The 14,073-nt window shown below is 42.3% G+C and carries 9 protein-coding genes and 1 riboswitch; of the genes, 5 read left to right on the plus strand and 4 right to left on the minus strand.

Features of this window, described 5'->3' with window-relative positions:
- Positions 1-16 precede the first annotated feature (16 nt).
- The 4 genes from GGD38_RS06895 to GGD38_RS06910 all read left to right on the plus strand — a co-directional run bounded on the left by GGD38_RS06895 (position 17) and on the right by GGD38_RS06910 (position 4,202).
- Positions 17-670, plus strand: a complete 654-nt coding sequence (locus tag GGD38_RS06895) for a porin family protein (RefSeq protein WP_375298747.1) — start codon at positions 17-19, stop codon at positions 668-670.
- Positions 671-846: 176 nt separating this feature from the next.
- Positions 847-967: riboswitch (SAM riboswitch) on the plus strand.
- Between the two features lie 225 nt (positions 968-1,192).
- On the plus strand, positions 1,193-2,377 hold the full coding sequence (locus GGD38_RS06900) for a cystathionine gamma-synthase (protein ID WP_375298746.1): 1,185 nt from the start codon (positions 1,193-1,195) through the stop codon (positions 2,375-2,377).
- 53 nt (positions 2,378-2,430) lie between these two features.
- Entirely contained in the window at positions 2,431-2,883 is a 453-nt protein-coding gene (gene queF, locus GGD38_RS06905; protein WP_375298745.1) for a preQ(1) synthase, read from the plus strand.
- 62 nt (positions 2,884-2,945) lie between these two features.
- Positions 2,946-4,202: a homoserine dehydrogenase gene (locus tag GGD38_RS06910; RefSeq protein WP_375298744.1), complete on the plus strand. Its 1,257-nt coding sequence runs from the start codon at positions 2,946-2,948 to the stop codon at positions 4,200-4,202.
- A gap of 78 nt (positions 4,203-4,280) precedes the next feature.
- Here the strand turns inward: GGD38_RS06910 and GGD38_RS06915 are convergent, their stop codons facing one another.
- From GGD38_RS06915 to thrA, 4 genes are all read right to left on the minus strand, one after another.
- Positions 4,281-5,246: a DUF2167 domain-containing protein gene (locus GGD38_RS06915; RefSeq protein WP_375298743.1), complete on the minus strand. Its 966-nt coding sequence runs from the start codon at positions 5,244-5,246 to the stop codon at positions 4,281-4,283.
- A 129-nt stretch (positions 5,247-5,375) separates the two neighbouring features.
- Entirely contained in the window at positions 5,376-6,677 is a 1,302-nt protein-coding gene (thrC, locus tag GGD38_RS06920; RefSeq protein WP_375298742.1) for a threonine synthase, read from the minus strand.
- Positions 6,678-6,857: 180 nt separating this feature from the next.
- Positions 6,858-7,796, minus strand: coding sequence for a homoserine kinase (locus tag GGD38_RS06925; protein WP_375298741.1), 939 nt, complete (start codon positions 7,794-7,796; stop codon positions 6,858-6,860).
- 46 nt (positions 7,797-7,842) lie between these two features.
- Positions 7,843-10,293, minus strand: coding sequence for a bifunctional aspartate kinase/homoserine dehydrogenase I (thrA, locus tag GGD38_RS06930; protein ID WP_375298740.1), 2,451 nt, complete (start codon positions 10,291-10,293; stop codon positions 7,843-7,845).
- Positions 10,294-10,745: 452 nt separating this feature from the next.
- On the opposite strand from thrA, the gene GGD38_RS06935 reads away from it, so the two are divergent.
- On the plus strand, positions 10,746-13,325 hold the full coding sequence (locus GGD38_RS06935) for a phosphoenolpyruvate carboxylase (protein ID WP_375298739.1): 2,580 nt from the start codon (positions 10,746-10,748) through the stop codon (positions 13,323-13,325).
- The last annotated feature ends 748 nt before the right edge of the window (positions 13,326-14,073 follow it).

Below are 14,073 nucleotides of genomic sequence, written 5' to 3' on the forward strand. Positions count from 1 at the left end.
CCATATCACTTATTTTATGAATTCAAAAGTACTCATTATTGTTTTGGCAACTGCCGTATCAACTTTACACCTTAAAGCACAAGAAAAAACTACAATTGGTGCACGCGCAGGCATCAACTTTCAAAATATCACAGGAAAGGATGGAGCAGGAAATGATCTTGACAACAAAATGAAAGCCGGAATTCATATCGGCCTCAATGCTGAAGTGCCCATAGCCGAGGATTTTTATGTACAACCAGGTATCCTGTTCTCAACCAAAGGAGCAAAAGACAAAACTTACAGGAAAATAAATACCCGCCTTTCTTACCTCGAAATCCCCATCAACATTTTGTTCAAACCTGAGCTGGGAGACGGTAAACTGCTACTGGGATTCGGCCCTTACCTTGGCATTGCAGTGGGCGGTTCTTTCACAGATGTTAACGGCCATAAAGAAAAATATAAATTTGCAGGTAAGGTAACTGCAAGTGAGGCCAGTACTCACATTTATATGCGACCATTGGATTTTGGCTTTAATTTTTTAGCTGGTTATGAACTGAGCAATAAAGTTTCAGTTCAACTTAATGCACAACTGGGCATTTCTAATATTAAAACAAAGGTTGAAGGTTACTCTGATAAAACTAAATATAAAAATACCGGCTTTGGTATTTCTGTCGGTTATCGTTTGAACTAAACCGCAATAATATTATCTGATATTATAAATAAGAGGGTGCTTAGCTTTTACCGGGCTAAGCACCCTTCTCTTTTAAACGTGTTGTAGCCAAGGCCTTTTATAACCCCTAAAACCTTTTAAAAAGAAATTTGACAATTTAAATCCCGTCATTATCTTTGCACCAGTTCTTTACACATCGCTTATCAAGAAAGGCTGAGGGAAATGGCCCGATGAAGCCTTGACAACCTGCACGCTGGTTTGCAATAGAACCGCTGTAAGGTGCCAACTCCATCCCGCGGAAGGCGGGACAGATAAGTCAGATAAAAGCTTCTACAATACTGAATTTCAACATATTGAAAGCTCTTCTGACTTACGGAAGAGCTTTTTTGTTTTTATGCATATGCCAACTATGGCAAGTTGCATAAGTATACTATCTCTTCCTGTAAGAACTCCTCTTGATAAGTGCTGCCGCTAAAAACTGTCTAAACAAATTATTCAAGGCTCTATCCTCCTATCTGGAGATAGGCAAAAAAACTGTTTATCATGCAAGCGACAACACAACTCATTCACAGCATTCCTGTTGATCCGTTAACCGGCGCCATTTCAGTGCCCATTTATCAAACAAGCACTTTTGTGCAGGATGCACCCGGTGTTAACAAAGGGTTCGATTATGCAAGAACAAATAACCCAACAAGAGCAACACTCGAAAGTCTTATTGCTCAATTGGAAAATGGTAAGGTTGGTATTGCATTCTCAAGCGGACTGGCCGCTATTGATGCTATTGCCAAACTCTTACGCCCCGGCGATGAAGTGGTAGCAGTAGACGATATTTACGGTGGTGCGTACCGGTTATTTACACAAGTGTACCAACACTTTGGCATCACCATTAACTTTGTCGATACATCTGATCCTGAAAAAGTGTTCAACGCCATTACACCTAAAACAAAATTGATCTGGCTCGAAACACCTACCAACCCTACATTAAAGATCTCTGACATTGAAGCAATAGCAAAGATTGCCAAAGCCAACAACAGTTTGCTTTGCGTGGATAACACTTTTGCTTCACCCGCATTGCAACAACCTCTTTCACTGGGAGCTGATATTGTAGTGCATTCCGCCACCAAATACCTGGGCGGCCATAGCGACCTTATAGCCGGACTGGTTGTAACAAAAGATAAAGAGCTCGGCGACAAAATAAAATTCTATCAAAACGCCTGTGGCGCCATTCTGGCCCCATTCGACAGCTGGTTGGTAATACGCGGTATTGAAACATTACACCTGCGTATACAACAACACTGCCGCAGCGCACAGGAAGTAGGTGAGTTCCTGCAACAACATCCTGCAGTTGATAAAGTATATTATCCGGGTTTGAAAGATCACCCCAACCATGATATTGCTAAAAAACAAAGCAAAGGTTTTGGTGGTATTGTTTCTTTCACATTGAAACAAGACCATGCTGAAGCTGCTACTGCATTTGTAACCAGTACTAATTTGTTCAAACTGGCCGAAAGTCTGGGTGGTATCAAAAGCCTGGTAAGCCACCCCGCCAGCATGACGCACAAAACCATTCCGGCCGAAAAACGCCGTGCAGCCGGTGTAACCGACAGTCTTATTCGCTTAAGCATAGGTCTCGAAGATGCCAGCGATTTGTTAAACGATCTGCAACAGGCACTTGAACAAACATCCAATATTGTTGAAATAACTGAAAACAAAGTAGTCCCTTGTTAAGGGCAGGGAAAGTATAGCCATTTAAAAAACAAAAAAATTAAAGCCAAAAGAACATGTCTGAACAAATAACCCGGGAACCTGTTAAAACATACAAGGATATTGACCGTGGCATTTTAAAACCCATTCCCAACCCTAGCGAACAGGCCTACGAGATCAAGATCAAAATACCGGAGTTCACCTTCCTGGGAGTAAAAGAGCAACCTGATTTTGCAGTTATTTACTGCACCTTCTACCCCGGTAAAAAGATCATTGAACTGAAATCACTGAAGCAATACGTTTTCCAGTTACGCAACATTGTAGTGTCATATGAAAGACTGATCAACATAATTTATGATGATCTGATAGCTGTATATGAACCTGCCAGGTTACGCCTGGTTATGATCTGCAACCCACGCGGTGGCATTAGCTCAAAACTTACCATCGATTCAGACTGGAAGATCCGCGGTGGTAAAGAACAGTTCAACGACTGGCAAATAGTTGAAGACGAATGGTCGGTTGAAATGTAAGCAGCAATAACAACAACAGAAACTACATTATTATAAAGTAAAAATTGCAAATTAGTCAACATATGGACGCACATAAGTCACTCACAATTGGTTTATTTGGTTTTGGTGTAGTAGGTGAAGGTCTTTATAAAGTGTTACAACAAACACCTTCACTGAAAGCCTCAATAAAAAAGGTCTGTATAAAGAACCCTGAAAAGAAACGCAACGCCCCCGATTCACTATTCACTACAAGCAAAGACGAGTTGCTGAACGATCCTGAGATCAATGTGATCGTAGAAGTGATCAATGAATCGGAGCCCGCATTTGAAATAGTTTCCACTGCATTGAAGAATGGCAAAGATGTGGTAAGTGCCAGTAAAAAAATGATCGCTGAACATTTACCCGAATTGCTGGGTTTGCAAAAAACAACCGAACGTTCTTTCCTCTATGAAGCTGCCGCCTGCGCTTCTATACCTGTTATCCGTAACCTCGAAGAGTATTACGATAACGATCTGTTACACTCCATAAAAGCCATTGTAAACGGCTCTACCAACTTCATTCTTACCAAAATGTTTGAAGACAAGCTCGATTTTCAACAGGCCCTGTTGCTGGCGCAACAATTAGGTTTTGCTGAAAGCGATCCTACGCTCGATGTAGAAGGTTTTGATGCCGCTAACAAATGGAACTTCCTGCTCACCCATGCTTACGGTATTGTAATACCACCCGATGCACTGGTATTTAACGGTATTCAAAACATTACAGGCAGCGATGCCGCTGTTGCTGCTGAAAAGCATTACGATATTAAACTGGTGGCACAGGCAAAGAAACTGGAGAACGGTAAAGTGGCCGCCTTTGTATTACCACAATTTATTAAACACGAAGACCACCTCGCTTTTGTAAAGAACGAATACAATGGCGTTGTTATAGAAAGCGGTTTTGCCGATAAACAATTCTTTTATGGCAAAGGCGCCGGCAGCTTCCCTACCGCATCTGCCGTATTAAGCGATCTTTCTGCTTTACGTTATCAATATAAATACGAGTACAAGAAACTGTATCACCATAAACCTAACGAACTTACCAACGACTTTTATGTACGTGTGTATGTAAGCTTCGACGACTGGAAATATATTCCAAAAGAGAAGTTCGAGTGGATTGAAGAATGGCATGCTGAAACCGACCGTAAATACCTGGTAGGTGTGCTGGCATTTAATGAACTGGCGCAAAACAGCTGGTGGCGCGAAAATAAAACCTCGCTCATTCTTTCACCTGAAGCTGTTATTGAAGATGTGGAAGTGCGCAAGTTGAAAAAGAAAAGCCTGGAGCTGGCTGGGATCATATAACAAACAATAGACAAAAATAAAAAGGGTGGGACTTTCATTTAAGAAGGTCCCACCCTTTTATATTAATATGTTTACTCATTATGGATTTGGCGTAGTTTCATCTACAGGAGCCGGAGTAGGCTCAGTTGGTTTTGGCTGCTCATATACATACGACTCGTCTTGCTTTTTTCCTTTAAAGAATTTAACAATAGCGCCGAACAGGGCAACAATACCAATGATTATAAATTTCAGGAACTTAAGAATAAAAGCGCCTGCCCCTACTTTGGCTAATACCTTACCGGCAACCAACGCACCGATACCCCATGCAGCCACCTGATCTATTTTAGGATTGAAATCAGAATACTTGTTCCCTTCGGTAAACTCGGCAATATTCAATACTTTGCCGATGTCTCTTTTTACCAGGCTCAACTCACTCATTTGAGCAACCGCATTTAGCGATAATATACCTTTACGACCTAAAATACGAATGTCGTAGTTAAGGGTATGGCTGTCTTCACCACCAAATTCCAGTTCTTTCGCCCAGTGCAGTACTTTAGTGTCTTTATCGTAGTAAGGTTTTTGCGCCCAGCCTACAATATGAATAGAGGGATAACCTTGTTTTAAACGCTCTACGTTTGCTTCTTTTTCTGAAGATTGCATATTCTTCAGCATTTCATCATAATTGATCTTATCGGCGTCTTCATCTTTCACATATCCCATAGCGTCGTACGAAATAATAAATGCGTAATTGCTATCTGCATATGGGCCACCGGTTTCAGGAAACAACATACCAATAACATCGGTACGGGCCGGGTTGCCCCAAAGATCATGTATTACGTATTGACTTTGTTCGGCATTCAGGTATTTGAAACCTTTAGGCACATTTAATTGAGCAACACCATTGGGAAGTTTAACCGTTCCGGTTTGGTATTTCATGGCCTTGTTAACCGAATCCATCAATTTTATCTGCTGAATGAGCTGGGTGGTAAGAGAATCGTCGTCGTTTGCACGTACGATCCCACACGATACGATCAGGGCAATAAACAGGAAAAGAGCCTTTTGCATATATATTGGTTGCTTTAGATACACAAAAAAGCACCTTTCCTGCATAAAAGGAAATGTTCCTTTAACATTTTTTTTACATTATTTCAATCTGCGTATCAATATGTAAACGAATAACTTACGAATATCGATTTAATATCTTCCCAGTAAAGCTTCCTTCAGGGCAGCATACTCAGGCGCTATAAGACTGCTTTGCTTGGTAAGTTTAAGCTGCTCCTCAATGGCTGCAGGCACAGGTACCGTTTCGCCAATCACCGGCTCTACCACATCGTAGAATTTCACCGGATGAGCTGTTTCGAGGAACATACCTGCATCGCCGGTATGTTGCTGTAAATAGCGTTGTAATGCCAAATATCCAACGGCGCCATGCGGATCGGGCAGGTACTTATATTTCTCGTACACCTCTTTCATGGTGGCCCTTGTTTCATCGTCGCTGATGCTGTAGCCGGTGAGCACCTTGCGCAGGTCGCCCAGTTTATGATGAAATAATTCGAGTATACGTACAAAGTTACTGGGGTTGCCTACATCCATGGCATTGGAAATAGTGGCCACTGCTTTTTTAGGTGCATACTCACCATTAGCCAAAAACGAAGGAACCACTGCATTGGCATTACAGGCAGCAATAAAATGTTTCACTGGCAAACCTGAAATATGTGCCAATAAGCCAGCACAAATATTTCCAAAGTTTCCGCTGGGGACAGAGATAACCGGCGGGTTCTTTTTATTAGCCCATTGTTTCCAGGCTAATACATAATAGAACTGTTGCGGTAACCAGCGTGCAACGTTTATTGAGTTGGCCGAAGTAAGGAATATTTTTTTTGTGAGTTCCTCATCAACAAACGCCTGCTTAACCATTTGCTGACAATCATCGAACGTTCCTGTTACTTCAAGTGCATGAATATTTTTACCTAATGTTGTCAGTTGTTTTTCCTGTACCGAACTCACTTTACCTGAAGGGTAAAGGATCACTACTTCTACCCCGGGTACATCATAAAAGCCATGGGCAACTGCGCCACCCGTATCGCCCGATGTAGCTACCAGTACCACTACTTTCTCACTACGCTCATGTGCAAAATGCCCCAGGCAACGGCTCATAAAGCGGGCGCCAACATCTTTGAACGCCAGCGTTGGCCCGTGAAAAAGTTCCAGTGAAGAAATGCCATTGTTCACCGGCACCAACGGTATAGGAAAGTTGATAGTCTCTTTTACAATGCCCTGCAATGCTGCATCGGAAATGGTACCTGCAACATAGGGTTGTATAAGACGAAAAGCGATTTCTTCGTTGCTAAATTGTTCAATATTCTCAAAGAAACTTTTTTCATGCACCGGAATGGTATGCGGAAAATACAATCCCTTGTCAGGCGCCTGTCCTTTTATAGTGGCTTCCTTAAAATCAACATCGGGGGATTGTTTATTTAGACTGTAGTATTTCATTGTTGAATTATCATTAATGATTGGTGTTAAGCCGTGAATCGTCAATCGTGAATCGTGAATGGCCTCGCTAGTGCTCAGATTTATTTACGACCTTGCGCCGCCTGAATTTATTGCCGATTGCCGATTGCCGATTGCCGATTGCCGATTGCCGATTGCCGATTGCCGATTGCCGATTGCCGATTACGGTATCTCTATTACTTTAGCCCCACTATAATTGATCATCGTAACATACGTCTTAAACTCTATGCCCAGCCTGGTATATACATCTATCATCACCTCTTCTACACCCTTGGCAACATATTCTTCTTTACTAAGCATAAAGATAGATGGGCCTGAACCCGAAATACCTCCACCTAATGCACCGGCATCCTTGCTTCTTTTCTTTACATCATCAAACCCGGGAATAAGTATGCTGCGTACAGGTTCAATGATCACATCCTCTAGCGAGCGGCCAATAAGATCGTAATCGTTCTTCATAAAACCAGCTACCAAACCGGCAATATTGCCCCATTGTTTAATGGCTGCTTTTAATTGAACTTCTTTACGAAGTATTTGCCTTGCATCGGAAGTGCGCACTTCAATTTGCGGGTGTACTACCGTTACATACATTGGCGGCGCTGTTAGCTGAATAATATCAAGCGGGAAGATAGAGCGAATAAGCGTTATGCCACCATAGATACAGGGTGCAATATTATCGGCATGCTTTACACCCGATGCCACTTTTTCACCGTTCATGGCAAAACGCACCAGGTCTTCTTTGGAGAAGGGATTACCTAATAAATGATTGGCGGCCACTACTGCCCCGGCCGAACTGGCAGCGCTTGAGCCTAAACCGCTGCCTGGTTTTATTCGTTTGTCGATGATCACTTCAAACCCTACAGGTTCTTTCCATTCTTCCATTAAAGCCAGCAGTGAGGCGCCAGCTACGTTCTTCTCCGGTTCTGTAGGTAATTTATAAACATCGTCCTTTTGTATAAAAATGCCCGGCTTATCTATTAACCTTAAGGTCATAACATCCTGTGGTTGCTGCAACGCCATGCCCAGTACATCAAATCCGCAAACCAAATTGGCCACAGTGGCCGGTGCTAATACCTGTACGCTCTTTAATTCATTTGCCATTTTAATTTTTTGACTTATTTGAATCAATAGTCCTGTCTTAATACTATTAATGTGCAGCGCGAATAATATCAGCAAACACTCCTGATGCAGTTACTTCGGCACCGGCGCCTGCTCCTTTAACCACCAATGGCTGATCGGGGTAACGGTTGGTATAGAACAACACCACGTTATCTTTGCCATACAGGTGATAAAAATCAGATTGCGGATCTACATGTTGTAAACCAACAGAAGCTTTACCACCTTCAAAACGGGCAACAAACTTCAGCTTCTTACCGGCAGCTGCCGCTTCCTGGTAAATTTTCTTAAAATGCGCTTCCTGCTTTTCCATTTCTTTATAAAAATCATCCACACTACCAACCATACACGAAGCAGGCATAAAGGTATTATTGGTAATATCTTCCATATCGAGGCGTTCACCCGATTCGCGGGCCAGGATCATGATCTTACGCATTACATCGGTTCCGCTCAGGTCTAACCGTGGATCGGGTTCGGTATACCCTTCATCCTGGGCCTGCTTAACTACTTGTGCAAAGCTTCTGGTACCATCGTAATTATTGAACACAAAATTCAATGTACCACTCAATACAGCTTCAATGCGGGTAACCACATCGCCACTACGCATTAAATCGTTCAGGGTACCTATTACCGGTAAGCCGGCGCCCACATTTGTTTCAAACAAAAAGAAGGCATTGTATTCACGGGCCAGGTCTTTCAGTTTTTTATAATAAGCATATGCCGAAGAACAGGCTACTTTATTACAAGCTACTACCGAAATGCTTTTGGCCAGCAACTGATCATACACCTGTGCCACATTCTCATTGGCAGTAACATCTACAAAAACAGAGTTACGCAGGTTCTTTGAACGAACGGTTTCTACAAACTTACTCAGGTCGCTGGCATCGCCCTGTTGCAGGTGATCGCGCCAGTTGTCAAGATCGATACCTTCATCGCTGAACGCCATCTTCTTACTGTTTGCCATACCTACAATGCGTACCTGAAGCCGCAGGTTCTGTTGCAGATATTCCTGTTGCTGTTTTAACTGGGCAAGCAGTTTACCGCCTACATTACCGGTACCGGCAACAAAAAGGTTTATTTGTTTATAGGTAGTTTCAAAAAAATCTTCGTGTAATACGTTTATCGCTTTTTTAACATCACTTGCTGAGATCACGGCTGAAATATTTCTTTCTGATGAACCTTGTGCTATAGCTCGAACGTTAACACCGTTACGGCCAATAGCGCCAAACATTTTTCCACTTATACCAGGATGGCTTTTCATATTATCACCTACCAAGGCAACAATGGCCAGTCCTTTTTCTATACGCAATGGCTCAACGCGGCCCGTTTCAATTTCGTAAGCGAAAGTTTTATCAACTGCCAGCTTTGCTTTATCGGCCAGGGCCTCGTCAATACCAACACAAATTGAATGTTCCGAAGAACCCTGGGTGATCAGTATTACATTTATAAGATCATTTGACAACGATTCAAACAGGCGGCGCGAAAAACCTGGTATACCAACCATGCCGCTTCCTTCCAAACTCAGCAGAGCAATTTTATTGATGCTTGAAATACCACGAATGTTATTTCCATTTTTATGTACATCGTTCTCTATAAGAGTGCCATGATCTTCGGGTGCAAAAGTGTTCTTTATCCAAACCGGAATGTTCTTGCTCATTACAGGTTGTATGGTAGGTGGATAAATTACTTTGGCACCAAAATGCGATAGCTCCATTGCTTCCTGGTAAGAGATGTTGGGCAGTATGCGTGCATTGGGAACCAACCGCGGGTCGGCAGTCATCATACCGCTTACATCGGTCCATATTTCAAGTGTTGATGCCGTTACTGCACCGGCAATAATAGCAGCAGTATAATCGCTACCGCCTCTGCCTAAAGTAGTGGTATTGCCTTTGCCATCGGCAGCAACAAAACCAGGCACTATAAATAAACGGCTGGCCGAAACAGAGAAGAAATCATTACAAAGGGAATTAGTAACCGAAAAATCAACAGCGGCACTTCCATAGTGAGAATCGGTTCGAATAATTTCGCGGGAATCGACCCATGTATTTTCAACGCCCTGGGCATTTAAACGGGCGGCAATAATTTTAGAGGAAAGCAATTCGCCAAAACTTACAATGCGGTCTTTGGTGCGGGCGCTTAATTCACCCAATAAAAAAACACCATTACAAATATCTTCTATTTCATTACAGCGTTGTTTTACCCAGCTCAATACACTGCTTTGCTGGGTTACGGGTATCAATGCTTTTACGGCTTCCAAATGTCGCTGCTCAACTTTCTGCAACAACTCTTTATAGCTTTCATCACCAGCTGCGGCCAAACCTCCGCTTTGTAATAATACATCTGTAACCCCGCCCAAAGCCGATACAACAACAATCGTTTTTCCCTGCGGCATACGTACTAAAGCCTGTTGAACAATGCTGCTAACCTTATTCATGTTTTCGGCATTTGCAACTGAAGTACCGCCGAACTTTAAAACCTGCATAACCTGAAATTAAGTTGATTTGAAATAAGTTGAATAACCCGATGCTTTCTTGATCTTTGATCTCTCTTTGAAGAGGTGAAGGTAGGTAAAACCCCAGTGGTAATATGGAAATGTACAACCCTTAACGGGTTGTTGTAATAGTGGTAGTTGTAGCTGTGGAAGCTACCGTGTTGGAAGAAAGAATAATATTGTTGAAAAGTACCACTTATTAAATTGATATAACCAAAGATAACACGAAAAGTCTATAACATTTGTTAGTTTTTAGTTTTTTTTGCCTCACGCTGTAACTCAGGCCCTTCCGCAACCTTGTAACAACAAAGGTTTTGAGGCTTTATTCAAAACAATTGGGCTGAACCTATTTCTATTCAAACTTTTCAACGTACTTTCATTGCCCGATTTTCGTTGCTGCTTGCTATAATATTATTCGCATAAAATGCCATAAACTGAAAAACATGGATCACCAGTCATCAAGAGGACTGCAGCAATTTAAGAATTACGTAGGCATAAAGTTTCAGCTCTACAACAGCCTGTTTACCTCACTCCCTTTTCACCGGATTGAAAAGACCGGTATTCTGCTTTCGCTATTATTAAATAATTGTGAAGAAGGATACAAGAAGAAGCAAAGTCCCGTGCAGATCATTGAAGAGTTCTTCGAAAAGCACACTTCTTACACAAAAGAACAGGATAAGCTCGACCTGTTGTTCCGCTTTATTCAATACGTTGAGCGGCAGGTAGTTTTGTTCGATGCGCTGGAAGATGCCTCGTTCAAAGAGATCAATGACCTGAGTGGTATTGGCACCCTGAAATACCTGGCTTCAGATGTTATGCAGGAAGGCAAAGAAGAAGAACTTGCTAAAAAGCTGGAAGACTTCTCCATTCGCCTGGTGCTCACTGCCCACCCCACACAGTTCTATCCCGGACCCGTTTTAGGTATTATTCACGACCTGTCGAAAGCACTGGCCGAAAATAATACCAACCAGATAAATATGTACCTGCAGCAGTTGGGTAAAACGCCTTTCTTTAAAAAGGAAAAACCTACGCCATATGATGAGGCCGTTAGCCTTATCTGGTACCTGGAGAATGTATTCTACAATGCAGCCGGCCGTATTATCACCTTCCTCAACAACCAGTTCCCGCAAATGATACCAGACACCAACCCTGTTATCACCATGGGCTTCTGGCCTGGCGGCGACCGCGATGGCAACCCCTTCGTTACGGTTGATACCACACAAAAAGTAGCCGATGCATTACGTGGCAGCATTATTAAATGCTACTACCTCGAAGTGCGTAAATTAAAAAGAAGGCTTACGTTCAAAGGTGTTGATACCATACTGGCCGATCTGGAAAAACAATTGTATGAAAACATCTTCATACCCGGCCAACGCACCAACTTAAGCAAACAGGGCATACTCGATGCACTGCAAAAGATAAGAGAAATACTGATCTACCAGCACAATGGACTATTCCAACACCTGGTTGACAGCCTCATTAATAAAGTACATGTATTTGGTTTGCACTTTGCATCGCTCGATGTTAGGCAGGATAGCAGCGTTCACGGCAAAGTATTGGAAGCAATAGCCAGCAAATCAGATATCCTTCCCCGTAACTATTCAGAGCTTTCTGAAAAACAAAAGAAGGAACTGTTATCAAAAGCGAGTGGTGATATTGGCGGACACGTTTTTGAAGATGGTATTGAAAAAGATACGGTACTCAGCATTAAAGCCATTAAAGAAATTCAAAAGTTCAATGGCGTTGAAGGCTGCAGCCGTTATATCATAAGCCAATGTAACAGTGCACTGAACATGCTGGAGGTTTATGGACTGTTCAAACTGACCGGCTGGAAGAATGAAGATCTTACCATTGATATAGTTCCTTTGTTTGAGACTATCGACGACCTGCAGGAGGCTGCCGATATTATGCAGGAGTTATACGAGAATGAAGTGTATCGTAAACATTTGCAAAAACGCAGCAACCGTCAAACCATAATGCTTGGTTTTTCAGATGGCACAAAAGACGGCGGTTACCTGATGGCCAATTGGAGCATATACAAAGCCAAAGAAAAGCTAACCAGCATTTCGGCCAAATACGGCATAGATGTGGTGTTCTTCGATGGCCGTGGTGGTCCTCCAGCCCGTGGCGGTGGTAAAACGCATAAGTTCTATGCGTCTATGGGCAAGAACATTTCAAATAAAGAAATTCAGTTAACCATACAGGGACAAACCGTAAGTTCTAACTTCGGCACCATCGATTCGGCCCAATTCAACATTGAGCAATTGTTGAATGCCGGTATTTCGAACGACGTGTTTGCCGATAAGGAAGAAACGCTGAACCCCGAAGAAGAGGAAATTGTAAACGAACTGGCCACCGAAGGCCTGAAGGCGTACAATGAATTAAAGAACAACCCCGACTTCCTGGAGTACCTGGCGCATATCAGTCCGCTGAAGTTCTACAGCCAAACGAATATTGGCAGCCGCCCGGCCAAACGCGGATCTTCGTCGAAACTGTCGTTGAAAGACCTGCGCGCCATTCCATTCGTAGGCGCCTGGAGCCAGTTAAAACAAAACGTAACGGGTTATTATGGCGTGGGCACTGCATTACAGGCCCTCGACAAAAAAGGCAAACTAAACGATATTAAGAAGGTTTACCGTCACTCACTGTTCTTCAAAACACTGATCGATAACTGTGAAATGGCCATGAAGAAATGTTTCTTCCCATTAACAGAACACCTGTCGCAGGATGCCCGCTATGGCGAGATCTGGAATAAGATCTATGAAGAGTATGAGTTAACGCAACGATATATTCTTCTTTTATCGGGCAAAAGCGAGCTGATGGCCGATTACCCGGTTGAACAGCTGTCGATACAAATGCGCGAGCGTATTGTATTACCGCTTACCACCATTCAGCAATTTGCCATGACGCGTATACGCCAAATGGAAGAACAGAACGCACAACCGCAGCATAAAGAAATATTCGAGAAGCTGGTTATCCGCAGTTCCTTCGGGATCATTAATGCGGGAAGGAATTCGGCTTAGATTAGCCAGTGGTGAATGGTCAGTGGTGAGTGGGTTCACGATTATTTAGACCCCTGAACAATAGCGAAGCTCGCAAATGTTCAGGGGTTTAAAAATTCGAGAGTTTACTCACCACTCACAACTCATCAATCACAATCTAAACAATAGCGAAGCGCGCAATTGCTCAAGGTGTTCGAAAATTCGAGAGTTCACTCACCACTCACAACTCACCAAAAAAAAATAAACGCACCCGGCGAAACGGATGCGTTTTCTGATAACTAAAACAACGGTAATGAAAAAAAGCATTAAATACTATTTCATTATATTACCGCACAGCATTAGTTAGTTTTGGTTACACTTTGAATATAAAACACTATGGTTTGTGTTTAAAAAGTTCGGCAACGCAACCGTGAATTATATCGTTAGCTCACCAGTATTTTTATCTCTCCCTCACAATTTCCCTCTCAATTATTTTAGTTAGCTCAAAACGTAACACCAAAAACAATCAATAAGGGCTGGCAGGGTGAAAAATAAGCAGTTAGTTGTGGGTAGGCAATCCTCGAATTTGAAATATTAAATAAAATACAATGTTATGATATTTTTATAATCAACAGTTATCCTTGTATTAATTTCAAAGCTTCACTCATCAACTATGGTCAAAAATACCATTTTTTATAGTCATCATGTTAAAAACATGATATATAAAATTAAATGTAATATTATCTTTTCTTCCTACTAAACCGGCTTTTTCTTTCCAAACCTGCTCATA

This window comes from Niastella sp. OAS944 (assembly GCA_024809215.1).
In the GTDB taxonomy this organism is placed as follows: domain Bacteria; phylum Bacteroidota; class Bacteroidia; order Chitinophagales; family Chitinophagaceae; genus Niastella.

Excerpts from the sequence above, each read along its gene's own strand:
- GGD38_RS06895 (WP_375298747.1), top strand. The coding sequence starts at position 17 with ATGAATTCAAAAGTACTCATTATTGTTTTGGCAACTGCCGTATCAACT.
- GGD38_RS06900 (WP_375298746.1), top strand. The coding sequence starts at position 1,193 with ATGCAAGCGACAACACAACTCATTCACAGCATTCCTGTTGATCCGTTA.
- queF (WP_375298745.1), top strand. The coding sequence starts at position 2,431 with ATGTCTGAACAAATAACCCGGGAACCTGTTAAAACATACAAGGATATT.
- GGD38_RS06910 (WP_375298744.1), top strand. The coding sequence starts at position 2,946 with ATGGACGCACATAAGTCACTCACAATTGGTTTATTTGGTTTTGGTGTA.
- GGD38_RS06915 (WP_375298743.1), bottom strand. The coding sequence starts at position 5,246 with ATGCAAAAGGCTCTTTTCCTGTTTATTGCCCTGATCGTATCGTGTGGG.
- thrC (WP_375298742.1), bottom strand. The coding sequence starts at position 6,677 with ATGAAATACTACAGTCTAAATAAACAATCCCCCGATGTTGATTTTAAG.
- GGD38_RS06925 (WP_375298741.1), bottom strand. The coding sequence starts at position 7,796 with ATGGCAAATGAATTAAAGAGCGTACAGGTATTAGCACCGGCCACTGTG.
- thrA (WP_375298740.1), bottom strand. The coding sequence starts at position 10,293 with ATGCAGGTTTTAAAGTTCGGCGGTACTTCAGTTGCAAATGCCGAAAAC.
- GGD38_RS06935 (WP_375298739.1), top strand. The coding sequence starts at position 10,746 with ATGGATCACCAGTCATCAAGAGGACTGCAGCAATTTAAGAATTACGTA.